The 24,013-nt window shown below is 48.1% G+C and carries 20 protein-coding genes; 6 read left to right on the top strand and 14 right to left on the bottom strand.

Translation table 11 applies throughout. The annotated features are described in order from the left end of the window. Positions 1 to 29: 29 nt before the first annotated feature. Both PAHA3_RS21645 and PAHA3_RS21640 read left to right on the top strand, forming a co-directional pair. Positions 30 to 620, top strand: a complete 591-nt coding sequence (locus tag PAHA3_RS21645; protein WP_026081408.1) for a TetR/AcrR family transcriptional regulator — start codon at positions 30 to 32, stop codon at positions 618 to 620. Positions 621 to 809: 189 nt separating this feature from the next. After that, complete coding sequence (locus PAHA3_RS21640; RefSeq protein WP_062836754.1) at positions 810 to 1,388, top strand: NAD(P)H-dependent oxidoreductase; 579 nt, start codon at positions 810 to 812, stop codon at positions 1,386 to 1,388. Positions 1,389 to 1,579: 191 nt separating this feature from the next. On the opposite strand, the gene nikE is transcribed toward PAHA3_RS21640, so the two are convergent. From nikE to PAHA3_RS21590, 10 genes are all read right to left on the bottom strand, one after another. After that, complete coding sequence (nikE, locus tag PAHA3_RS21635; protein WP_062836753.1) at positions 1,580 to 2,380, bottom strand: nickel import ATP-binding protein NikE; 801 nt, start codon at positions 2,378 to 2,380, stop codon at positions 1,580 to 1,582. Between the two features lie 161 nt (positions 2,381 to 2,541). Continuing rightward, positions 2,542 to 3,348, bottom strand: a complete 807-nt coding sequence (locus PAHA3_RS21630) for an ABC transporter ATP-binding protein (protein WP_062836752.1) — start codon at positions 3,346 to 3,348, stop codon at positions 2,542 to 2,544. Positions 3,349 to 3,386: 38 nt separating this feature from the next. After that, entirely contained in the window at positions 3,387 to 4,217 is an 831-nt protein-coding gene (gene nikC / locus PAHA3_RS21625; RefSeq protein WP_062836751.1) for a nickel ABC transporter permease subunit NikC, read from the bottom strand. Continuing rightward, positions 4,214 to 5,158, bottom strand: coding sequence for a nickel ABC transporter permease subunit NikB (gene nikB / locus PAHA3_RS21620; protein ID WP_062836750.1), 945 nt, complete (start codon positions 5,156 to 5,158; stop codon positions 4,214 to 4,216). The genes nikC and nikB overlap by 4 nt, the downstream gene beginning before the upstream one ends. A gap of 286 nt (positions 5,159 to 5,444) precedes the next feature. Continuing rightward, a complete protein-coding gene (nikA, locus tag PAHA3_RS21615; RefSeq protein ID WP_062837100.1) occupies positions 5,445 to 7,079 on the bottom strand; it encodes a nickel ABC transporter substrate-binding protein in 1,635 nt (544 codons plus the stop codon). 296 nt (positions 7,080 to 7,375) lie between these two features. After that, positions 7,376 to 8,317, bottom strand: a complete 942-nt coding sequence (locus tag PAHA3_RS21610) for a glycoside hydrolase family 113 (protein WP_062836749.1) — start codon at positions 8,315 to 8,317, stop codon at positions 7,376 to 7,378. A gap of 197 nt (positions 8,318 to 8,514) precedes the next feature. Continuing rightward, positions 8,515 to 9,552 carry a glycoside hydrolase family 130 protein gene (locus tag PAHA3_RS21605; RefSeq protein WP_201028105.1) on the bottom strand — a complete coding sequence of 346 codons (1,038 nt, stop codon included), beginning with the start codon at positions 9,550 to 9,552 and terminating at the stop codon, positions 8,515 to 8,517. Between the two features lie 22 nt (positions 9,553 to 9,574). Then, the gene (locus PAHA3_RS21600) at positions 9,575 to 10,408 is read right to left on the bottom strand and encodes a carbohydrate ABC transporter permease (RefSeq protein WP_062836747.1); all 834 of its coding nucleotides are present in this window, start codon (positions 10,406 to 10,408) and stop codon (positions 9,575 to 9,577) included. Between the two features lie 2 nt (positions 10,409 to 10,410). Further along, on the bottom strand, positions 10,411 to 11,298 hold the full coding sequence (locus PAHA3_RS21595) for a carbohydrate ABC transporter permease (protein ID WP_062836746.1): 888 nt from the start codon (positions 11,296 to 11,298) through the stop codon (positions 10,411 to 10,413). Positions 11,299 to 11,500: 202 nt separating this feature from the next. Continuing rightward, complete coding sequence (locus tag PAHA3_RS21590) at positions 11,501 to 12,814, bottom strand: ABC transporter substrate-binding protein (RefSeq protein ID WP_062836745.1); 1,314 nt, start codon at positions 12,812 to 12,814, stop codon at positions 11,501 to 11,503. Positions 12,815 to 13,038: 224 nt separating this feature from the next. Between PAHA3_RS21590 and PAHA3_RS21585 the strand changes: the two genes are divergently transcribed. From PAHA3_RS21585 to PAHA3_RS21575, 3 genes are all read left to right on the top strand, one after another. Then, positions 13,039 to 14,229, top strand: a complete 1,191-nt coding sequence (locus PAHA3_RS21585) for an AGE family epimerase/isomerase (protein ID WP_062836744.1) — start codon at positions 13,039 to 13,041, stop codon at positions 14,227 to 14,229. After that, positions 14,226 to 15,410, top strand: coding sequence for a glycoside hydrolase family 130 protein (locus PAHA3_RS21580; RefSeq protein WP_062836743.1), 1,185 nt, complete (start codon positions 14,226 to 14,228; stop codon positions 15,408 to 15,410). The genes PAHA3_RS21585 and PAHA3_RS21580 overlap by 4 nt, the downstream gene beginning before the upstream one ends. Positions 15,411 to 15,550: 140 nt before the next feature. Then, on the top strand, positions 15,551 to 16,627 hold the full coding sequence (locus tag PAHA3_RS21575; RefSeq protein ID WP_235599525.1) for a substrate-binding domain-containing protein: 1,077 nt from the start codon (positions 15,551 to 15,553) through the stop codon (positions 16,625 to 16,627). A gap of 75 nt (positions 16,628 to 16,702) precedes the next feature. On the opposite strand, the gene PAHA3_RS21570 is transcribed toward PAHA3_RS21575, so the two are convergent. The 3 genes from PAHA3_RS21570 to PAHA3_RS21560 all read right to left on the bottom strand — a co-directional run bounded on the left by PAHA3_RS21570 (position 16,703) and on the right by PAHA3_RS21560 (position 19,976). Beyond that, positions 16,703 to 17,380 carry a hypothetical protein gene (locus PAHA3_RS21570; RefSeq protein ID WP_062836742.1) on the bottom strand — a complete coding sequence of 226 codons (678 nt, stop codon included), beginning with the start codon at positions 17,378 to 17,380 and terminating at the stop codon, positions 16,703 to 16,705. A gap of 362 nt (positions 17,381 to 17,742) precedes the next feature. Continuing rightward, on the bottom strand, positions 17,743 to 19,170 hold the full coding sequence (locus PAHA3_RS21565; protein ID WP_062836741.1) for a pectate lyase family protein: 1,428 nt from the start codon (positions 19,168 to 19,170) through the stop codon (positions 17,743 to 17,745). 290 nt (positions 19,171 to 19,460) lie between these two features. Then, positions 19,461 to 19,976: a DUF2179 domain-containing protein gene (locus PAHA3_RS21560; RefSeq protein ID WP_062836740.1), complete on the bottom strand. Its 516-nt coding sequence runs from the start codon at positions 19,974 to 19,976 to the stop codon at positions 19,461 to 19,463. A gap of 347 nt (positions 19,977 to 20,323) precedes the next feature. Between PAHA3_RS21560 and PAHA3_RS31160 the strand changes: the two genes are divergently transcribed. Beyond that, the gene (locus PAHA3_RS31160; RefSeq protein ID WP_062836739.1) at positions 20,324 to 21,532 is read left to right on the top strand and encodes a Leu/Phe/Val dehydrogenase; all 1,209 of its coding nucleotides are present in this window, start codon (positions 20,324 to 20,326) and stop codon (positions 21,530 to 21,532) included. 812 nt (positions 21,533 to 22,344) lie between these two features. Here PAHA3_RS31160 and PAHA3_RS21550 read toward each other — a convergent pair. Further along, positions 22,345 to 24,012 (bottom strand): hypothetical protein, encoded by a 1,668-nt coding sequence (locus tag PAHA3_RS21550; protein WP_062836738.1) that lies wholly within the window; start codon positions 24,010 to 24,012, stop codon positions 22,345 to 22,347. Position 24,013: the final 1 nt, after the last annotated feature.

Below are 24,013 nucleotides of genomic sequence, written 5' to 3'. Positions count from 1 at the left end.
TTTGGTTAGTAATCACTTACTATACAATCATGAAGAACAAATCTCATGTGGATAGCAAAAAGAAAGATATTCTACAAGCGGCGATGCGCTTGTTCGCAACCAAAGGCGTTGACGGCATATCCGTCAAAGAGATCGGTGACGCCGCTGGAGTAACCGATGCGGCGATCTACAAACATTTTAAAAACAAAGATGCCGTTGCCTTGGAAGCCTTCACCCAATACTGCGCGGACTATACTGCACTAATTGATGGGTATGTTCGACAGGAAGGTCCGGTGCTGGAACGCTTCAAGCAACTGGTTACCGAGGTTCTCCATCTGCATGATGAAGATCCCTACGGGCTGCTGCTGATTTCACAGAATCATGAAATATTCATTGAAGCGGGAAGCAGCGAGGATTACCGTCAGCCGTTGGATGCGTTAATGGATCTGATCGATCAGGGAATGATGCGGGGCGAACTGCCTCAGCAGGATTCGAGGCTCACTGCCGTGCTGGTGATCGGTGCAATTACACGCATGGCGGTCTCGAGTATGCAAGGTGAGCTACCAGAGCTGTTGGTACCTTATACGGGGGAAACGGTTCACCGACTTGCATCAATGTTGGGACACCTACCTCAGGAGTAATGATGGAGAGTGGTAGCCATTCTGACCTCGCAGAACACCAAGTAAGGTTTGGGGCTACACGTTATAAAAAGAGAATCGTCAGCATACCATCAGGATATACAGATGGATCACCGGGTCACACGTGACCTTTTCTTTTTGCACATGAGGTTAGTGTTCATTAACTAAAATAGTCAGGACGTGTCATCTTCCATGAAGAAAATATTAATTATTCAAGGCAATCCCGTCTCCCCCAGTTACAACGGTGCAATCGCCGAGGCTTACCGTAAAGGTGCGGTTCAAGCTGGTGCAGACGTCCGCATGATTACCCTGAACGAGCTGACGTTCAACATGAATCTGGAGGGAGGATATCGTAATAAACTTCCGCTTGAACCCGATTTGTTACAAGCCCAAGAAGCGATCAAGTGGGCCGAGCATCTCGTATGGGTATTCCCAATTTGGTGGGGAGGACCACCTGCCCTACTGAAAGGTTTCATTGACCGAATCTTCATGCCAGGTTACGCCTTCAAGTATCAAAAAGGAAAACCTTTCCCGGATCAACTGCTCAAAGGCCGCACCGCTCGCATGATCACCACGATGGATGGTCCGAGCTGGTACTTCAAATGGTTCCAAGGTGAGCCTGCACATAAAATGATGAAAATCTCCACATTTGGACTCACCGGCATCAAACCTGTGCGGATAACAACTGTAGATCAAGTCGGTAAGAAGTCAGATAAACAGAGAAAGAATTGGTTGGATAAGATCGAACATCTTGGGCGGAAGATGGGGTAAGAAAGAAAACCTCCTATTTCTAAACAAAAAGGGATGTCCCTACGTCATGTTTAAGACGGGACACCCCTTTGTTGCGTTCGTTATGGTCTAACAAACCTTGCACACGCTATTAACTTCAAATTTACAGATGTGCAATGTAACGAATCGTGGACGCGTTATGTACACGATCCCGCAACAATACAAGCAACGCATTACCTAAACGAAATACGACCCGAGGGATGCTCAGGCAAAATGGACGATACCAACTGCTGCACAGCTGGATGATCTGACTGCATGACCGAATCCCCGGCATCACCGCTATAGACAATCTTGCCCTGATCCATTACGGCAATGCGGTCACAGATCGTCATGGCGGCCCGAATGTCATGCGTGATAAAGAGGTACGACAACCCGTAGGACGCTCTTAACTCCGCCAGCAAAGATAAGATTTGCGTCTGGTGCACCATATCCAGGCTACTGATCGACTCGTCCAGTACGATTAACTTTGGCTTGAGCGCGATGGCTCGTGCGATGTTGACCCGCTGTAATTGCCCGCCGCTGAACTGGTGCGGAAGCTTATTTGCATCCTCAGGTGTAAGTCCAACCTGCTCAAGCAGTTGTCCAACCACACGAAGTTGTTCTTTGGCTGATAAACGCTCGTAGTTATCCAGCGGCTCCCCAATGATCTGCGCGGCAGTCATAAGCGGATTCACAGCCGAATAACAGTCCTGGAGCACGACCTGCAGATCACGCCGTAATTCCTTGAGTACTGGTTTGCTAGATCGGTAGATATCCTGTCCTTGAAACAAAACCTGACCCTGGCTGGGCTTCTCCAGACCAAGAATGATTTTGCCCAAGGTACTTTTACCTGCTCCACTCGTACCCAGCAGCCCCAGACATACACCCTTTTCAATTGTAAGTGAGATATCTGCCAGCACAGGAGGACGCGCTCCCGAACGATCCAGCCAATTGCGTTTGCCATAGCTATGGCTTACTTCACGTACCTGAAGCATCAGGTCATCCCCCTCTCTTGTACTTGGCAGAAGCAATCTCCGAAGAAGACGAAATTACACATCACCATGTCCATTCCACCTCTACGACTACCCACTCAAAATACAGTTCATACCCGCTCTACACATAAACTCACTGAACGATCCATCTCATCAGTCATTCGCTATCGTCCCAAAGACATACCAGGTCTGGCATTTAACAACATCCGGGTATACTCATGCTGTGGGTGATCGAACAGTTGGTACACATCCGCCTGCTCCACAATTCGCCCCTTCTGCATGACAGCGACTTCATCCGCCATTTGCGAGATCACACCCAGATCGTGGGAGATGAGCAAAATGGAGGTCCCATATTCGGTACGTAGCCGATCTAATTCCTGAAGCACCTTGAACTGATTCACGACATCCAGTGCCGTCGTTGGTTCATCAGCAATAACCAGGGCTGGTCGCAGGCACATCGATATGGCGATCATCACCCGTTGCAACATACCGCCACTCAGTTGATATGGATATCGCTTCATAAGTTTAGCTGGTTCGGGCAGGTTCATATCTGCCAAGGCAGCAATGGCCCGCTCCCGGGCTGCTGCTTTCGACATTCCCGTATGCGTAAGCAAGGTTTCAATGAATTGAGATCCAATCGTATACACGGGTGTAAAAGCATTCATCGGATTCTGCATAATAAATCCGATTTCCTTGCCTCGGATGCGCCGCATCTCCTCCCCTGACAACGAGCCAAGCTCCCGTCCATTCAGACGGATACTGCCCGACACTTCCATCCTGCGCGGATCAAGCAGATGGAGCAAGGCGTTACACGTAACGGTCTTACCGCTGCCACTCTCGCCGACCAGACCGAAGACACGACCTTTTTTTAATTCAAAATCAATGGGCGCAAGTAACGGGACTGAACCCTCCGCTGTTCTAAGATTCACTTGCAGACCACGAACTTCGAGCACATTCGCTGCATCATCCATCGTCACGTTCACCTCCATATGCCTTCGGTTCCGAATTACTACCTTTTTGCTATACCATAACGCTCGGATAACGCTTCACCTAAGATGTTGAACGTAATAACTACCAGTAAAATCAAGGCACCTGGATAGATCATCAACTCCGGATGACTGCGAATATAACCTGTCCCTTCATGAATCATAGCGCCCCATTCTGCATTCGGTGGTTGAATACCGAGTCCCAGGAAGGACAGAGCAGATATATCCATAATCGCCCACCCCATCTCCAGAGTACCCATCACAACGATCGGACGTTGCACGTTGGGGATGATATGTTTGCGAATAATCGTCCACGAAGAAGAGCCGCTAACCCGTGCCGCTGCGATGAAGTTCCGTTCCTTCAGACTAACGACCATGTTCCGGCAGATACGTGCATAATATACCCACTGCACCATCATGAGGGCCAGAAGCACCTGCATCAGACCTGGACCAAAGATCCCTACAATACCGAGCACCAGCACCAGATTCGGAAACGCCATAATGCCTTCACACAAGCGCATCAGCAGACTGTCCACCCAGCTACCAAGGTAACCGGAGATTGAACCTACAATGACACCAATGAGCAAAGATGACAGGAAGATCAGGGTGGCAAATCCGAGCGACACCCGCGCTCCATACATCAGTCTGGTGAGATTGTCGCGTCCCAGATGATCCGTTCCGAGCCAATGCTCAAGCGATGGACTCGCCAGCTTCTGCAACAGATTCACCTTCACCGGGTCATGAGGAGCAATCCATGGAGCTAATAACGCAATCACGAAGAAAAGCAATATGATCACCGAGCAGATCTGGATCGCTCTCTGTCCTTTAAATACCGCACGCCATTTGTTTATCAATGTTCTGCCCGTCCTTTCGCTGAAATCCGTGGATCCATAACGAGCTGCACCAGATCAACGAGCAGATTGCATACGATGAACAGGCAGGCCGCCAGGAAGACATAACATTGAATAACGGGAATATCCCGGTTAAATATCGCATCGACAAAGTATCGTCCGAACCCCGGCCAGGAAAAGACCTGCTCTACAATAATGGTGCCTGTGAGCAGCTTGCCCATACTCATGCCCATTCCTGTAATAAGGGGCGATATGGCGATTTTCAGCACATGTTTCAGCATAATGACTCGTTCGCGAATCCCGCGTGTTCTCGCGTACTGTACATATGTCTCCTGCAATTGCTCCAGTACGCTGGAACGCAACAATCGGGTGTAGACCGCAATAAGAATCAAAGAGAGTGTAATCGTAGGCAGAACCAGATTCTCCCACGATCCACGCCCCTCCACAGGCAGCCAGTCCAATTTCACTGCGAAAAAGAAGATCAGCAGGTAACCGAGCCAGAACTGCGGAATAGATGCTCCAAAATAGGAAATCGCACGGCTGACCATGTCAATCCAGCTATTCTTATACACCGCCGCCAGTATTCCCAAAGGAATACTTACTAAAACCGATAACAACATACTCCAGAAGGCGAGCTCAGCCGTAGCCGGAAGCCTTAATTTCACTTCATCCCATACGGGTTTGTTGGTGAGATACGAAGTGCCAAAGTCGAGCTTGGCAATCTTCTGAATCGTATGCGCATATTGGGTTAACAACGGCTGATCCAGACCGAACTCATGCCGTTTTTGCGCAAGCAGCTCCGGTGTCGGATAGATGTGAGCGGCTGTAAGATAAGCCTCGGCCGGATCAACCGGTGAAATATGAATAAGCGCAAAGGTAACGAGTGTAGCGATAAAAACGATAGGAATGATCGCGATCATTCGTTTACCAATATAACCGATCACTGAACATTCCTCCCTGTTCTCAAGCTACATGAGCTTATTACTCTTGAAATCACTATATAAGTTCAACTAATTTTTTTACACGAGAACGGAGAGGACAGAAAAAACCTGAAGAAGCGTAGCGTTCGCCTAAAAGCTTTCTGAAAGAAAGCTACATCGGAAGCATACGCTATCACCGGATTTTCCCTTTAGAAAGGGAATCAAAAAAATCTGGGGATAACAGCGATCGGAAGGTTATTCTGTCATCGGAGTGGCAAGTGTAAACATTCTTTAGTTGAACTTATACAAATTATTGATTGCCCAATTCAATTCCTACAAACGGATTTTCATCACGGTTCGCCGGGAAAATAAAGTTGGAGATTTTCTTCTGATATACAGCCGTTTTCTTAATATAAGAGATCGGTACGATCGCCGATTGCTCCTGAAGTGTTTTCAAGATAGAGCCATACAGCTCCTGGCGTTTCGTCTCGTCTGTGGATGACAGTGCTGCATGCACCTGATCGTCCAGTTCCTTTTTCATCGGTAACGCACTCAGGGTCTCGGAAATCCCGAATCCAGGGCTTGCCACAACGTTAATGAAGGAATGTGGATCATACGGAGCGCCATAGTTGTACCAGAAATACAGGTCGAAATCATTGGCTTTCAAACGTTTGATCTGTACCGTCAGTTCCAGTCCAGTGAGGTTTACCTTAACCCCAAGCTCGCTCCATTCCGCCTGAATGGTCTCAGCCATCGCTTTCTGAATCGGGTCTGTCTTGTCAAAAATCATCTCAAAATCAAGCTGCTGCCCGTCTTTCTCACGAACCGTGCCACCTGCAGGCAACTTCCAGCCCGCTTCATCCAGTAAAACTTTGGATTTCTCCACGTCATACGTGATTGGTTCCAGGTCTACATTGGTGTACGGGTAGTTTTTGGACAATACGGTATCGGCTGGTTCTTCCAAACCGGAAGTAACACCTTCCACCATCGCCTGTTTGTTAAACCCTTGCTGAAGCGCCATCCGTACTCTGACATCGGACAGCTTCGGATTGGAAGAGTTCAGCAGCAAGCTGCGAGTACCCACCGGATCAGACAATTGAGTCACATATTCATCATTGTCACGCAGCTGCTGGAACGCATCCAGACTGATCACACCTTCACCATAGATCAGGTCGAGATCGCCTTTTTCAAAAGCGAGTACACGGGTTTCACCGTCAGGAATGATTTTGACCGTAATCTGATCTACCTTCGGTGCTGTTCCCCAATAGTTCGGGTTACGCTTGAAGACGGCATATTCGTCCTGCTTGTACTCAGCCAGCATCCACGGGCCCGTTCCAACCGGTTCTTTGATGCCTTGGGATGTATCTCCGTCATCCGGGAATCCGGCTTCACCCAGGAAGCGGAAAGGACGAACCACCGATAAGTCCTGAAGCACAGGATAATACGGCTCTGTGAGTGTCATTCGGAAGGTCTGATCGTCCACAACCTCGGTCTTGTCGAGCACACCTACAATGCCCAGCCAGCTATGTGTATCTTTATTTTTCATTACAGCGTCAAAATTCTTTTTCACAATCTCAGCATTAAATGGCGTACCATCTGAGAATTTCACACCTTGGCGAAGCTTGAATGTATATACTTTGCCGTCATCGGAGATGGTCCATGATTCTGCCAGAGCAGGTTCCAGTTTTCCGTCCTTCTGGTAACTGATTAGCGGCTCATAGAGCATGGATTGGGCAAATAATTGCGAAGGATTGTACGTGTGCGGATTCATTGTACCGATATCACGTGGCCATGACATCGTAATCGACTTCGTTGATGTTTGATCCGAAGCAGCAGATGAAGATTCATCTCCACTTCCTGTATTGCTGCAACCCACGATAACGAATAGCAACAAGAGCATAGTTGCCAGCGTGAGGGCCGAAGATTTGCGATGTTGTACAGACATGGATGTTGAACCCCTTTTCTCTATTTTGTGATAATGATTATCATATTCATCCATTAAGAATAGGCAGGAGCCCTCCTTTTGTCAACAAAATTCGACATTGTATGTATCACTACTAAATATGCCAAAAAAGCCCTTCCTGTAGGAGGAAGAGCCTCTCGAACTGAATATGAATCACAACTTCAAAAATAAGCTCAACAATAATCTGCTATTCCTTGCTTACAGCATGGAAATCACGAAAGTACATAGGCAGATATATCACTGGAATCCATCTCCATATACACCTTCTTGTTTCTCGTTTAAACGTCTACAGTGACGCCCTCATAGAACCGACGAATGACCTGCTCAGCAGGTTTACCGTAAACTCCATATCCGTCATCGGTCAGGGCATCCTTCTCCGCGTGTAGATGCGCGCTCCAGTCCCACAGACCGAATCCGCGTACCCAGTCACGCTGACTGACATGTCGGAACATCGCTTCATAGAAACGCTCCTGTTCTTCAGCATTCACTTCACCTGCTAATCCCCAATCATTCGGCACCTGAGCTGATCCGCTGCGGCTGGGACAACCGGCTTCCGCGAAGAAAAAGGGTTTGCCATAAGGAGCAATCGCCTGCTCAATTCGATCCAGCTGTGCCTCCCAATCTCCGATGGGATAGTAACCACTGGAAGAGATGACATCCACGGCATCCCACCAGTTCACATGACCTTCCTGATATTTGTCCGTGTTGTATGACACCAGTCCCGTGTACACTTCACGCACACCGGCGATCACCTCGCGCCATTCCTGATCCCGACGCTCGGATTGCACCATCTCACAGCCTACGATGAACATCTCACACTTTTCCTGCTCTGCAATCGCTGCATAATGCTTCTGAAATGCCATGTAGCTGCGGAACCAATCCTTCCACTTCGGCTCACACGGCACATCGATATCAAAAAAGTTAATGTGTGCACGCCATGTGCCATCGGTACAGTTGACGGTTGGTTTCAGAATGACACGCAGCCCGAGTGTACGAGCATATCGCATCATGTCCACCAGTTCATCATCCTCCACCAGATGTGCACCCCGATACTTTACTTCTACTGCCTGCGGATGATCCTGATGTGCCGCCAGAGCAAAAATAACATGAGAACTGCCTGTACGTTCAGCCATCAGGCGCAAGGATTCTTTGGCTTCCGGCTTGCGGAAGTCTCCCCTGCCACTCATCCAGCCAAATGTAAATCCCTTGATGTAATCCATTTGCATTACTCCCCAGTGTTCCTGTTCATTTAATGTAAAAAGAATGGCCGAATGTATACACTTTCACTACGATTGCAGTACCATCTTCCGATCGCCGTTATCCCCAGATTTCTATTAATCCCTTTTATATAAGGGGAAAATCCGGGGATAAATGCGACCACTTCGCTTCTTCAGATTGGTTCTGCACTTCACTTCGATTACAGCTTGCCTTCCTCGTGATCTCCGGCGATAACTTCATCGGTCTGGATCACATAGTTCACAATCTCTTCGATGGTCGTGTAAGCGACGCCAACATACGTGTCGGCAGCGCCGTAATAGATGGCAATACGCCCAGTTTCTGCATCATGCAGTGTTGCGCATGGGAAGATGACGTTATCAACGAAGCCTTGCTCTTCGTACCATTTTTCCGGTGTCAGTACAAAGTTGGATGAACGATATTTTACTTTGGACGGCTCATCCAGATCCAGAATAACTGCCCCCATGCTATATACCAAACCGTTACAGGTTCCAGTTACGCCGTGGTAGAACATCAGCCAGCCTTCAGACGTTTCGATCGGAGCGGGCCCGCCGCCAATTTTGACCGATTGCCACCAGCCTTGGCCGCCTTTGCTCATCACATGACGGTGCTTGCCCCAGTACACGAGATCCGGGCTTTCACTCAGGAAAATGTCTCCGAATGGGGTATGTCCACTGTCGCTCGGTCTGGACAACATCACATAGTTATCGTTGATTTTGCGAGGGAACAACACGCCATTACGGTTGAACGGCAGCATTGGATTTTCGAGACGGACAAATGTTTTGAAATCATCCGTCTTCGCCAGTCCCAATGCTGCGCCGTAGAAATCGGTACACCAGATGATGTAATACGTATCCTCGACTTTGACCAGACGCGGGTCATACGCATAGTTCGGCATGAACGGATCGCCATTTTCATCTACAAATGCAATGCGTTCCTCTTCAATTGTCCACTCCAGACCATCTTCGCTTGCACCCATGTGCAGATGTGGACGCCCATTAACGGTTTCCGCGCGGAATACACCAATGAATTTTCCTTCATACGGTACAACGGCACTGTTGAAAATACGGGCAACGCCTTTGACCGGGTTACGCGGAACCACGGGGTTCGCCGAGTGTCTCCATACCGGGCCTTCCGTTCCCTCCGGTTTGGCTTCCCACGGCATATTCGGCAAAGCATCCCCAACAATGTGTACGTTTTTTGTTTCAGCAACTGACATTTTCATTTCTCCCTTCGTTTTTTTATTTAACAGAGCCTTGCGCGAAGCCATTGTAGATGTATTTCTGTAACAACAGGAAGATGATCATGGTTGGAATAATGGCAATCATAATGCCGGCGCTGATGACCTCCCACTGCGATCCGAACGGTCCCTTGAATTTGAACAAGGCGGTGGATATGACCTGTAGATCGGTCTTCGGCATGTACAGGAACGGTGTGTAGAAGTCGTTATAGATGTTCACACCCTTCACGATAATGACTGTTACAATGGCCGGTTTCAGCAGTGGCAGAATGATTTTCCAGTAGATCGTGAAGTACGAAGCACCGTCCAGCATGGCGGATTCATCTAGTGCACTTGAGATGGAGCCCAGGAACTGCAGGAAAATATAAACCGCGATGATATCTGTACCCAGGTACATCACGATGGCCGCCCAGCGTGTGTTAAACAGGTCGAGCGCGTTGATGATCTGGAATGTGGCGACCTGCGTCGTAACACTTGGAATCAGGGTAGCGAGCAGAAATGCCGCGACCATAATTTTCTTGCCTTTGAATTTGAACCGATCCAGCACATACGCAATCATGGAACCAGTTAAGGTCGCTCCTATAATGGAGATGACCAGGATAATAATTGTATTTTTGAAACCGACCAGCATGTTGCCATCCACAAAGGCCTTCGCGTAGTTCGCAAAGTTCAGCCAGTTGGCTGGTGGAGCAAGCGGGCTGCTGGTGGCGTATTCCGCATTCGTTTTGAGTGATGCAAACAGGATGACCACGATCGGTAACAGTGCAATAAACGCTGCAAGAATAAGGGAAGCATATTTAACCACGCTCGCAAGGGTGTATTTGAATTTTGTCACGTTTATTCCTCCCCTTTCATGGTGACGCGCTGCACGAGCGTAACAAGAATAACGATCATGAGCAGCACCACAGCCATGGCGGATGCCAGTCCCAGCTTGCCATATTTAAATGCCAAGTGAACCGTTTGGATGACAAATGTCATACTGCCGTTGGAACCATCGGTCATGATATATGGAATATCGAACGCACTAATTGCGCCGCTAATGGCCAAGATCAGGTTAAGCTGCAGGATACGCGTTATACTCGGCAAAATGATATGGCGGAATTGCTGCCAGCGGTTGGCCCCGTCAATATCCGATGCTTCATATACATCCTTCGGAATGGAGGAGATCGCACCCAGGAAAATGATAAAGTTGAAGCCCATGTATCTCCATACCGATGCACCTGCAAGAGATACATTGATAATATTCGGATTACCGAGCCAGAGCTGCGTGTACTGTCCTAGTCCTACAGCATGCATGAGCATATCGAGTGTACCGTCCGGTTTGAAGAAAAAGAGGAAGATAAAACCGATGGCTACACCATTCAGCAAATAAGGGAAGAACAATATGCCTTTGAAGAAGTTTTTGCCTCGGACTTTGAAACTCAGAATCGTGGCAAAGTAAAGTGCCAAGCCCATCTGTACGAACGTAGCCACAAAGTAGTACAAACTGACAATGAATACTTTGAAGTATTCGGGATCACTAAAGATGCGCGTATAGTTCTCAAATCCAACATAATCGAACCTTTTGCTGTATCCGTTCCAATCGGTGAAACTGTATTTGAACATGTTGATGACCGGTAAGTATGCAAACGTGAACAGCAACGCCAGCGGAATAATTGAGAAGGCACAGATGATAAATATGCGTTGCGCTGAGTAACCCCAATTCGAAACCTTTAAGTACTTCATGCTCTCCACACCTCCAAGCGGTTCACCCGCCTATATATCGAAAGACTCCCGTCCAATGGAATTCCTGCGGAATAACTGCCAGGGGAAGAGCATGGGCATCCCGTTTTCAAATCCCACATGCTCCATGCTCCATGCTCCATTCAGAAATGGATTCCTATTCCCCGCAGTCCATTCATCGCCCGATCCACTTACGTTAATCCAATTATTTCGTAAGTTCTGCCCGTGCTTTGACCCACTTGTCGTTCAAGTCCTTCATGATGTCGTCATATGACTCCTTGCGGTTACCGATACCCGCTTCGATAATGCGTTTCTTGAAGTCAGGCTGCCAGAGACCGATTTCGCCTTCGTTATCGATCTTATCAACGAGACCTTCCTGGCCTTCTTTGGCAGGTGTAAGTGTGGAGAATTTCACATCTTTATATTGATCCAAAATGGGTGGCAATTCAGCATTCTTGTCTGCATCCATACCGCCGCCTTGTTCAACTGCGTAGTTCGACTTCGCCAAGAACCAGTCAATCCAGGCTTTCGCAGCAGGTTTGTTTTCACTGTTCACGTTCATGCCGATGTTATAGTCCGCGGAGAGCGGAACCACAACCTCACTTGCATTCGTAGGGAAAGGAAGGAATCCGATGTCGTCCGGTGTATCCGTCATACCCTGGATCTGTGTAATCGCCCAAGAACCAAGTGCCATCGTGGCAATTTTGCCTTTGGCAAGATCAGCCTTGGAGCTTTCCCAGTCGGTTGTCGTTGGATCTTTCTCGATTAGACCGTTCTTGGCTGCATCATAGAGCACTTTGTACAGTTCATAGTGCGGCTGACCAGGCACAAAGTTTTCATCTGTATTCGGTTGGTCCACGTTCACGTAGTCCACGCTGCCTGCAACGGTTGGCAGATCCGATTCCCATTGGGTGAGAGCCCAGCCGGATGCATAGTTGGTGTAGAGCGGAACTGCATCAGTATTGTCTTTGACCAATTGAAGCGCAGCCTGGAATTGCTCCGGTGTTTTTGGCAATTCGGTAATGCCTGCGTCTTTGAAGACCTGTTTGTTATAGATAATGCCGGAGAACGTGATGACCGTAGGGATACCGTATACCTGACCATCCACCATACGTTCTTCAATGGCGGTGTATTTGTCTTTCAATTCATCGTACGTGCCAAGCGGCTCGAAAAAGTCCGGGATATCCGCGATCGGCACGCTGGTCGGGATCATCAGGACGTCACCGTAATCCTTGGTGCTCATACGGATTTTCACTTGTCCTTCATAGTCGGCCAGTGCCTGGAAGTTCACTTTGACATCCGGGTATTCCTTATTGAACTCAGCAGCGTAATCTTTGAATACGGTATCAACAATATCTGTACGTTGGGTAAGGACGGTAATTTCGCCCTTGATATCTGCCGGATCTGTACTGATCTCCTCCCCTGCCTGCGAAGATCCACCTCCGGATGAACATGCAGCAAGTAGTGAAGTGATGAGTAGCATCGTCAGCAACATCATCCAACCTTTGTTTTTTCTCAATTGTTTCGACCCCTCTCTTAAGTTAATTAAGTTATCGTTAAGGTTACAAAATGAATTCTATTATGGTAACGCTTACCTGTCAATTAAATTATTTATAACTTAACAAGAAAAATTGCGATGCATTTCGTTGACATCTGTTTTTCAGAGCACTAATATTGTTTAATAAAGTTACCGTTAACTTAATGAAATGAGATTGATGTAACATTCTGAAGGAGTGCTCACTTATGAATACAAAAACAACCGAACTTCAATCTGAGATTAAGACGCATTGGGAGAAGCAGATTTTACCCTTCTGGTCCAACCTTACAGATACAACCCACGGTGGATTCTACGGCTGGGTTGGCAATGATCTTCAGGTGAATCCACAGGCCCCTAAGGGCGGGATCGCCACGGCACGGCAATTATGGTCTTTTGCAGCAGCCTATCGGGTTACCGGAAACGAAAGATGGCGCGATCACGCGGAGCACGCCTATCGTTTTCTCGCTGATCATGTGATGGATACCGAATATGGCGGTATGTACTGGATGGTAGATTACAAAGGGGAAGCGCTCGACACGAGCAAACATGTCTATACGCAATCATTCGGTGTGTATTCACTCAGTGAGTACTATCGAGCTACCGGGGATGCTTCTGCATTGGAACTTGCGAAAACGCTTTTTGCTCTAATCGAGGATAAAGGCCTTAATGCCGAATTACCTGCTTACAAGGAACAATTTGATCGTACATGGAAGGAACAGCCCAATGAAATGCTGAGCGAAAACGGGGTGATTGCGGATTACACAATGAATACGCATATCCATGTGTTGGAGGCCTACACCACGCTCTATCGCGTGTGGCCGGATCAACAAGTGAAGGCGGCGCTGGAACGCCTGCTCGGAATTCTGTATGAACGGGTGTATGACCAAGACACCAAGTTTCTCGGGGTATTTTTCAACAAACAGTGGGAATCCATCATTGACCTGCGCTCGTTCGGACATGACATTGAAGCCAGCTGGCTGATCGACGAAGCACTGAAAGTGCTGGGGCTGGAACAACATCCGGAATATGCAGCGATGGTTACGGATATTGCCTATAACATCTCCAATGTAGCCGTGAATGCGGATGGTTCCCTGTTCAATGAACAAGAAGGTGAACATATCGATGAGAAGCGAATTTGGTGGGTTCAGGCCGAGGCGATGGTCGGGTTCTATAACGCGTATCAGCGTACAGGTGATCCTTTGTTTCTGGAGAGAGTGGAACGCTTGTGGACCTATACCAAAGAAAACATCATTGATCAGCGCGCTGGTGGGGAATGGTACTGGTCGGTTGATGGGAACGGAACACCGGACCAGAGCGAAATTGCCGGACCGTGGAAATGCCCGTATCACAATAGCAGATTTTGTATTGAACTAATCGAGAGGATGGGATCAGAATGATACACCCGAAATACAAGGAGTTATTGGAGAAACAGGAGCAACTGCTTACTCGCCCTAATGAGATCAATTCTTCCTCCTACAACGGCATATATGATCGGTACCAATATCCGGTTATCACTCGCCATCATGTACCGCTGCATTGGAGATTCGATCTGGATGAGACGACGAACCCGCATTTCATGGAACGCCTGGGCATTAACGCCACACTGAATCCAGGAGCCATCTATTTCAATGGCAAATACATCATGGTCATCCGTACGGAAGGATTGGATCGTAAATCAATCTTTGCGCTCGCCGAGAGCGACAATGGAATTGATGGGTTCCGTTTCACGGGTAAACCATTGGTCTGGGATGATATCGATGCGGATGAAACCAATCAGTATGATATGCGTCTCGTTCAACATGAAGATGGCTGGATCTATGGCATCTATTGCTCGGAACGCAAAGACCCAGAGGCTCCTGCATTTGATACATCCAGCGCAGTGGCACAGGCAGGACTGGTTCGTACACGCGATCTCATAAGCTGGGAACGGTTGCCCAACATCACAACGAATTCCCCTCAACAGCGCAATGTCGTATTGCACCCGGAATTCGTGGATGGAAAGTATGCCTTCTACACCCGTCCACAGGACGGATTCATCTCGACAGGCAGTGGCGGCGGAATAGCCTTCGGACTGTGTGAGGATATCTTGAACCCGGTCATTCATGAAGAGACGGTTATTGATGAACGGCAATATCATACGGTATATGAGGTCAAAAATGGCCAAGGTCCTGCTCCGCTCAAGACGGATCGTGGCTGGATTCACATTGCTCACGGGGTTCGGAACACCGCAGCAGGCCTGCGTTATGTATTGTACACTTTCGCTACGGATCTGAATGATCCAACGCGTGTGATTGCCAAGCCGGGCGGCCACTTCATTGCCCCTTATGACGACGAGCGTGTAGGCGATGTGTCCAATGTTATTTTCTGCAACGGTGCTGCGGTCAATGAGAAGGAAGAAGTCTTTATCTATTACGCATCCAGTGATACCCGCTGTCATGTAGCAACAACGACTCTGGAGAAACTGGTCGATTATACGTTTAATACACCTGCTGATCCGTACCGTTCCCTGGACTGTGCCAGCCAACGGGGTCAGCTGATTGAACAGAATGAGAAGCTTTTACAGAAACAATTGACATAACATCGGTAGAGTGTCCTCTCAGGGAAACCTGCAATGTGCTGAAAATTAGCCGAACAACAGCCAGAATTGCTTTATTCCAAGTGGGTAACGATGTATACTGATATGGATTGTTATTATGTTGGAAGAAAGTGTTCATCATAGTGACAGCACATTGTGCCTATACCGGCTTGAAGGAGGCGACCATACTGAAGAACAATATCACCATGCGGGATATCGCCGACAGGCTCGGGGTCAGCAGTGTGACCGTCTCGAAAGCATTGAATGATAAAGATGGCGTGAGTGGCGAATTAAAGGAAAAAATTAAAGTGCTTGCTGTTGAAATGGGCTATCGGTATAATGCCGCTGCCCGTTCGATGAAGGAAGGCTTAACCCATAATATTGGCGTAATTATCCCGGAGCGTTTTACCGGACCTACGCAGTCGTTCTATGTACGCGTGTTCCAGCGCATAACCAAGCATCTGGAGGAACAGGGCTACTACGGCATTCTGCATATTCTGAATGTGGAGGATGAGGAAGAATTAACACTGCCCAAGCTGTACAGCGACAACAAGGTTGATGGTTTCATCGTGCTCGGACAGATCAGCAAAGAGTATATTGAACTGGTACGATCGATGGAGGTTCCCAAAATGTTTCTCGACTTCTACGATGAACATTCGGACATTGATTCCGTCGTTACCGATAACTTCTACGCTGCCTATGAGCTAACGAACTATCTGGTTCAGCAGGGCCACCGTAACATTGCTTATGTAGGGAACCTGTATTCCACGAGCAGTATCCAGGACCGATTCCTCGGGTATTATAAATCCTTGCTGGAACATCGGTTGCCGATGAATCCGGAACTGGTTCTGAATGATCGGGATGACCGAGGTACATTTATTGAGATTGATCTGCCCGATCAGCTGCCCACGGCCTTTGTATGCAACTGTGATCAGGTCGCTCATCTGCTCGTTCAGAAACTGACTTCCATGGATATTCAGGTGCCTGGTCAATGCTCTGTTGTTGGTTTTGATAATGATATCTATGCCACGCTCTCCGATCCCAAGCTGACAACCGTCGAAGTGGATGTGGAACAGATGGCGCGTACGGCAGTTCAGTCCATGCTCAAAAAGATCGACAACCCGAACCGCAGTTTTGGCCGTGTACATGTGAAAGGCAACATTATCTATCGTGAATCGGTGAGTGCTGCGTCTGCCTCATCAGATCCTTTAGATGTCTGAATTATACAATTAAATAAACAAACACAGATGACTGGCCTCTATCTTACTGGCCAGTCTTTTCTGATGCATTGGGGCTTAAGGACGGCGACGATCTGTTGAATCCCTCAAAAATGTAGTCGTTCTCCAAATTGAGAGAATGAGGATCAGCTCATACACATTGGTTAATGTTCCGGTTTCCACTGGCAGGGAGATTAACTGCCCTACAAACAACAATGCAGTTCCAACAAACAGCCATACCCATTTATGTTTGAAAAGAACGATCAGGCTAACAAGTAACAGTACAATCCCAACGATGATCACCATCATCGGAGGACCTCCATGACCTTCTGCCATATATCGCAATACTCCATACTCTTCTATAACCTTAAGATTTTTAACCTCGGATAAAGTAAAGCCTACAATCTGGTAGATAACCAGACCTAATGTGATCAGCCATGCTGCCACACTCGTTATCCTTCTATTTGCAAACTTGGCACCTGAACTACGCAAAATATGATAGCTAACAAGAACAAGCGTAGGAGTAGCAAAGGCATGTAACCAAAATCGAAGGTTACTAAGAACGATTAACAATTCCCCTTCCCCTATCAACTTACCTAGAGCAATAATTCCATTGTCATATGCCAAACTGAACGCTACCAATAGCTGAAAACTGGAATACGCGAGCCATTGCTTCCTTTGGGTCAAATCGACGGCCATCCGAACAACAAGTATCAAATAAACAAGAGTAAGTGCGGAGTATATCCATACATCCAAGCTGCTTCACCATCCTTATTGGTCAATTCTAGTAATTATATTTACCGGTAAGTAAAATTACAAGGATTACCTGTATAAATGGTTAATTTGTCATAAATTACTCACAAAGGTAATGAAGATAAATATCAATTTACAACGTTTACCCGGAAGACCAACACATGCTGTAGCTGGAGATGTTCCACCCTAACAAGGAGTCACTTTTCAAGCGGCCCGCCAGACTTTTTATGGAGCTAAATTATATAAAAAGAGCACCCCCGGCTATCGTAGCTGCAGGAGCACTCTTTTCCTTGTTTGAAGAATGAAAAAGCAACAGTTTACTCTGATGTCTACTCGATTTGTTCAGACTTAAATCACATCATCGTCTAATAACTTGTCTTCAACCAATTGTCCTTGGACCAGGTCAGTTTACCTGAGCCGGCGCCATTGGAAGCCGTGAGGCGTGCATTCAGCGTGGATGGATCATCTGTGGTATAGCTGTAAGGAAGTGTCGAGAAGCCGTTCCAGGAAAACGATTTTACCACGGCCGGGATTGGCGCCAACGGGCTGCCAGATGTATCACTGCTTCCACGGAATGAGCTGCCATCCAAAGAATACATGGTATCGCTCACTCTGATTTTGCCGGTATACGTTGGATCTGCTGGATCGGTCTGATTGTTGCGAACAGGGTACAGCACGTCCTTAATGACTGATTTCTCAACCAAGACGGCCCCGCTTTCCGTAGAAATCGCTCCGTTGCCAATGATATCGAACTTATAACCTTTGGACGCAATCGCTGTTGCCATCGCCGTTGTAATTTTAGCTTTAGCGGCACGTGCTCCTGTTGCATCCATCACGATGTTATACGCATGTGCGTTGCCTCCACGAAGGCGTGGCATCCGGTCCTGAATATCTTTGTACAAGTTATGGTGCAGCGTCATGGACAGGTTGGCATTAGCCGACTCCAAGCTGGTCGAACCAACCAGATGTCCTTTCTTTTGCGGTCCAGAGATCGCGATAATATCGGCTTTGCTGAGACCTACAGCACTGCTGCGCAGGTAGTTATACATGGGATAGGAAGCCTTATTTGCTTCCAATTCGTTAATCTGCTGGGTAACCCAGCTGTTCGAGCTGCCGTCATCCCCTTTGAAGAGGGACCAGGAGATGGTCACGCCGCTGGTTCCTTTTTTCGAATCGACGAGTCCGTCATAGGCTTTATTAAATGTGCAGTGATCAATCCATACGTTGCTATTCTCCTCCAGGGTGATGTAATCCCAATCGTTCTTGTCGTAATCCCCTTTGGTGGATTCATCCCACTCCCATAACTCATCAAATTCCAGGTTGCGGATGATGACATTCGAGCTTCGTTTCACGCTGATCGCAGCGTGTTTGATTTTGGAGCCATTGGCGGAGAAAATCGTGAGTCCATTGAAACCGTCAATCGTGAGCTTGCTGACACCGGTCTGCTTCAATACGGGATGCGTCAGCGCATCATTATGCTTGGCAAAAGGAGAAGTCTGCGCTGCGCTCGGAATTTCATTCCATCCCAGATTCAGATCGTTCATGATCTCAACAACTTTGACGCCGGAGTTCTTTTTCAGAGCCAGTGCCAGATCAGTCGCATTATACACTTTCTTATACGTGGCTGTGTTCGATTCGCTGACGATCCCACCGCCCGCGTTACCTTGGGAGAAGCCTGTGAGATTGTAGTCTGTGTTGCCCGCTGCCTGCACACTTGCCGGTCCGGACAATAATGTTAGCCCCAATGTTAGAGCCAAGGCTGCGCTGCACCAGCTTCGAAATGTAGTTTTCATAGAATTCATTCCTCCCGAAATATGATGATTACATTCGTCCATCGCTGCCATGCCAGGTTACGAAGGACATGTCCTCAATGTAAATGTTGAAAGCGATTACAACAATAATCCCTATCTCACATGTGGTTAGGAAAGGCTGGTATGGCAAGGGTTTGTACTGTAAGCAACCTTGAATCGTACGGAGTTAACTTTGGGAGTGAGGCTTCAGGGATATATCACGGCAACAAGAAAATGTCAGATGGGATGAAACCAAAAAAGCAGGACTGCATCTGCTGCAGACCTGCTCGATTTTACTTTTTGATGGAACGTGTCCAGAAGCCGCCATGGAACTGTTTGGGCTCTACGGTAATGACAAATGCTTTGGGGTCCAGATCGAGAATCGTCTGATAGAGCAATTTCTGGTTTTTACGTTTTGCCAGAATCTCCATGACGAGCCGATCCCCATCACGTCCACTGCCCACCCATGCGGTGACGCCGTACCCTTTATCCCGCAGGGCATTCGCGACGTTGCCACCCATTTGGTTACAGATTACCTTAACGGTAACGTAACCGAGAGCAATCTTTTCTTCGATCCAGGCTCCGAGCAACACACCAAGTCCGTAACCCACCGCGTACACGATTAAGGCAGAAGGCTGAGTCAGATACTTGAGCACCAGATTAAGACCAAGCACATAGATCACAATCTCACCCATGCTGATCAGTGCGGCGATATATTTCTGTCCTTTGAGTGTCAGAATCATCCGGAGTGTATAAGCCGATACGTACACAATCTGGATCAAAAAGATAAATACCAATATTTTAAACAATCGTAATCCCTCTTTCCTGGCCCTCACAACGGAATCGGCCCTTTGCTGCATATACTCGACGATTTCGTTTCATCTATACTTCCTGTACGTTCGCTCTATCTCCATCATTGGACGTTATACCCTCATTCTAAACGGTTGGATGTCAATTCGTAGGCATTTTCTGCTCTTCGGCATGCCGGAACTGCCATTATAGAACCGTTTGTACCGATTATCAACCCGGCGGAGGTCCCAGGGTCGAAAACAGGGGTCTGTGAATATGCTGTATCATCATTAAGCCGAGCACGATCGCCACAGGATAACGGGTCAGAACCAGGATGGATGGGTCAAAACAAAAAGGGGGTACCGTCATGCAGCTATGGCAGGAGATGGAGCGGGAAGGCATGGAGGAACTCATTTTTTGCCATGATGCAGATAGCGGATTGAGGGCAGTCATTGCCATTCACAGCACGGCCCTTGGACCTGCGCTGGGCGGATGCCGCTACTGGACGTATGCGTCCGAGGAAGAGGCTGTTCGGGATGCCGTGAAACTTGCCAAAGGCATGACGTACAAAAATGCAATCTCCGGACTGCCGTATGGTGGCGGGAAAGCGGTCATATGGAATGTGCCTTTTGTGAAAGATGCGGCACCGGATGATGGTAGTTGCGGATCTGTTAGTGGTGAGCAGGTCGCTGGAGATCTAGGGCTAGAGCAGCGAAAGGCCGCTGCCACGGAACGGGAAGTCGCAGCCGATCAGGGTACTCATCGTATAGATCAAAGCCTGGATACGGACGAATCCAAGCGGGCGCAGCGCTTTCGTGCACTGGGTCGTTGTCTGGAGCGGCTGAACGGACGGTACGTGACCGGTCTTGATCTGGGTACCACGGCGACAGACATGGACCAGATCCGACTGGAGACCGCACATGTGACGGACACCACGGGTTCGCTTGGGGCGCAGGATGACTTCACTGCCGAGATGACCGCCTATGGCGTACACATCGGCATTGTGACCTCGCTGCGCCAGCAAGGCATTGCATCTTTGCAGGGCATTCCCGTTGCTGTCCAGGGACTGGGCAAGGTCGGGTATGCCCTGTGCCGTTACCTGCATGCAGCCGGGGCACGGCTGATTGTGGCAGACGTTGTACCGGAGCGTGTACAACGTGCCCTTGTGCAGTTCAGCGGCGCCATCTCGGCCGATCCGGCCCATATTCACGCCGCTGATTGCAAGGTGTTCGCCCCCTGTGCCTTAGGGGGCGTACTGACCCCGGCAACGGTGGAGGAGCTGCGCTGCTCCATCGTTGCCGGGGCGGCCAACAACCAGCTGAGTGAACGACAGCTGGTTGCAGGCCGCATGCAGGCGCGCGGCATCCTGTACGTGCCTGATTATGTGCTCAACGCAGGCGGAATCATCTCCACCGCCTACGAGCTGGAAGGCGCCGGGCCTGACCTGATCCGCCAAAAGGTGGCGGGGATTGCAGGCACGCTAAGCAAGGTATACGCAGAAGCTACGCAATCTGCGATCTCCACAGCCGATGCAGCCGATCGGCTTGCGGAATCCATCCTCCGATCAGGCCAATAAAAAATAATGTGTCCCACCCTGCCATCTAAGTATAATCATACCACCAACACATTCCCCACCCTCTAACGTTAAAAGCTATAGCATATCTGGAACTCATCATAGGCTTCACTGCATTCCAACGGATTCCGACGTGCTGAAAGAGAGCCTCACTGCTTTCTCCATGCTAACGAACATGATACACGTTATTAGCCCATTTTAGCATGGATCTAAAATCTAACGAATCTCAGACACGTTATTGTGCCTGGATTGGTCCTTTTTCAAGCTAAATAGCTACTTTTTCGAAGGATAGCGTTCCTGAGGTTCGTTAGAATATATTTTTCTGATTATTCCCCTGAATAAGGCGCCTCAGGTTCGTTAGCGCTGCGGACAAGGAGATCTCTGCTGAAGTATCTCTATCAAAAAGAGCTAACCTAGACATAAATATCCCGGTTAGCTCTTTTTTTAACTCTTTTTAGCTCTTTTTAGCCCTTCTTAGCACTCTTAACTCTTCTGGACTCTTATCACGTCGTCCTTCTACTTTCTAATCCCTTATCGCTTTGGTTCTTGTTCTTGTTCTTGTTCTTGTTCTTGGTACTTTGATTCTTTGGCTCTTTATTCATCATTCTCGGTGTCTAATTCATGCTTCTCTGATGCAGTGTACTCTAATCTCTTACTTCTCTAAAACGTTGACCCTTAGACACACCTGATCCAATCGCTCTCTGCACGGATTACATTGAGTTTTCTTGTAACTATCCCTATCATTGCATTCGCTCTCTTGTTCGTTCCTTATTTCCTTATTTCTTTCTTTTACTCTTTTATTCTATTGCAACTTCTTAAACGGCAACCGACCTCTTACCCGGTGCCTTCTTCTCCCGATACAACAGCGTCCATAGCAACACATTCGCTACGATCAATAGCGCACCATAGATCCATACGCCCCCCGATACCGAACGGAAAAAGACATGGACTCCCCATAACATGGCAAGCACAGGGAGGGCGGCAAATACATACCAGCCATCACTTTGCTGCGCTACACTGAAGGATTGAGAAAACGGCGGCTTACGCAGCAACAATTTGCCTGCCAGTGGGACAAGAGCGGTCGCCGTCAACAAAATTATCGCGATATCCGGCAGTATTCGTGTTCCAAATGTCCAGGTAAACAGAACGGCATTCGCCAGAAATATAGGCAGGAACATGTTGCACAAGAATGCCTTCAGAGCGCCTTTGTATAACGCGCTATCATTTGCCATCGGTGCAGCGCGAAAGGTCCAAAACGCCTTATATTGTCCCGAAAATTTCAGCATGACCACAACCGTTACAACCAGCATCAGCACGATATAAAAGGTGTATACAAACGAACTTTGCCTAAATTCCGCCCAGGTAGAAGATTGCAATTCGGTAAACCAAAATACATAAGGTAAGACAAAGGATAAACCAAGCGATGGATACACCTTCAGCTTGAATTCCCGTTCATTACGCATCATGCTGGCTGACAGACGGAAGCAAGCTTGTTCCTCTCTGGAACGACTGACCACCTTGGAGATCAACCGATCCCATCTTCCGCGTCTGCGTCCAGAGGACGGACCCGAATGTGCCATTTTCTCCAAATACAATTCAAAGGAAGGCATAAGCTTCACATAAACGATCATACTCACCACCGGAACCAGGACTGCCAATGCTGTGAACGTATAGATCCACACATTACCGCCCCCTGCAAATAACCATTCATATGCCGCCGCATACCATAACGGAGGCAACAGCAACTGCCACCAAGCCGGTGTAAATACCATACCAAAGTCAATGATGCTGAACGAACGGATGACCAGCTGATAACCGATTGCAATCCCCACCGAGAGCAGAATCTGCACCATGTTGATCATATCCTTCAGCTTCTCGCCATCCAGAAACCTCATCATGAACAGATAGATCAGGGACGTTGTCACCAAAATCAGCATATTGATTAGAATCAGTTCTACAAGGAAAATCAGAAAGAATCCGATCCCATGCGTCACCAACGCGGCAATTAGCGGTATACCGGTTAATGAACCCGTCAGCAATAGCAGATAAACGCCTGCATGGATGGCTCGGGCCATACCTACCGTTCGCCCATTAACAGGCTTGGTCATAATAATATTACGATCCCGAATGTCCAGCAGTACGGAGGAAAAATCCGAGATCATGGACGTCATGATCATAAACATTAAGATGCCAAATACAAGACCCATCTGAAGCATGAAATGCCCCGTATCCCAGACGATGAAGGGAACCATCATCAGTCCCATTAATCCATACAACCACAGGGAACGAAGAAACTGATTACCTTCCTTGCGCTCTTTTTTCCCTGAATTGTTGGACAAAATGGTAGGTACTCTGCGTTGATCCATCTGGAATTTCACTCGTAAAATCAGGCGCAGCACATCAAAATCCGCCCCTGTTCTAGCGATGAGCGGACGAAAGCGATCCAGAATCTTGAGTGTGCGGAAGTCGGAGGATTCCTCCATA

It is taken from the genome of Paenibacillus amylolyticus (assembly GCF_001570725.1).
Taxonomy (GTDB): Bacteria; Bacillota; Bacilli; order Paenibacillales; family Paenibacillaceae; genus Paenibacillus; species Paenibacillus amylolyticus_A.
This window is presented reverse-complemented; position numbering and strand designations above follow the sequence as displayed.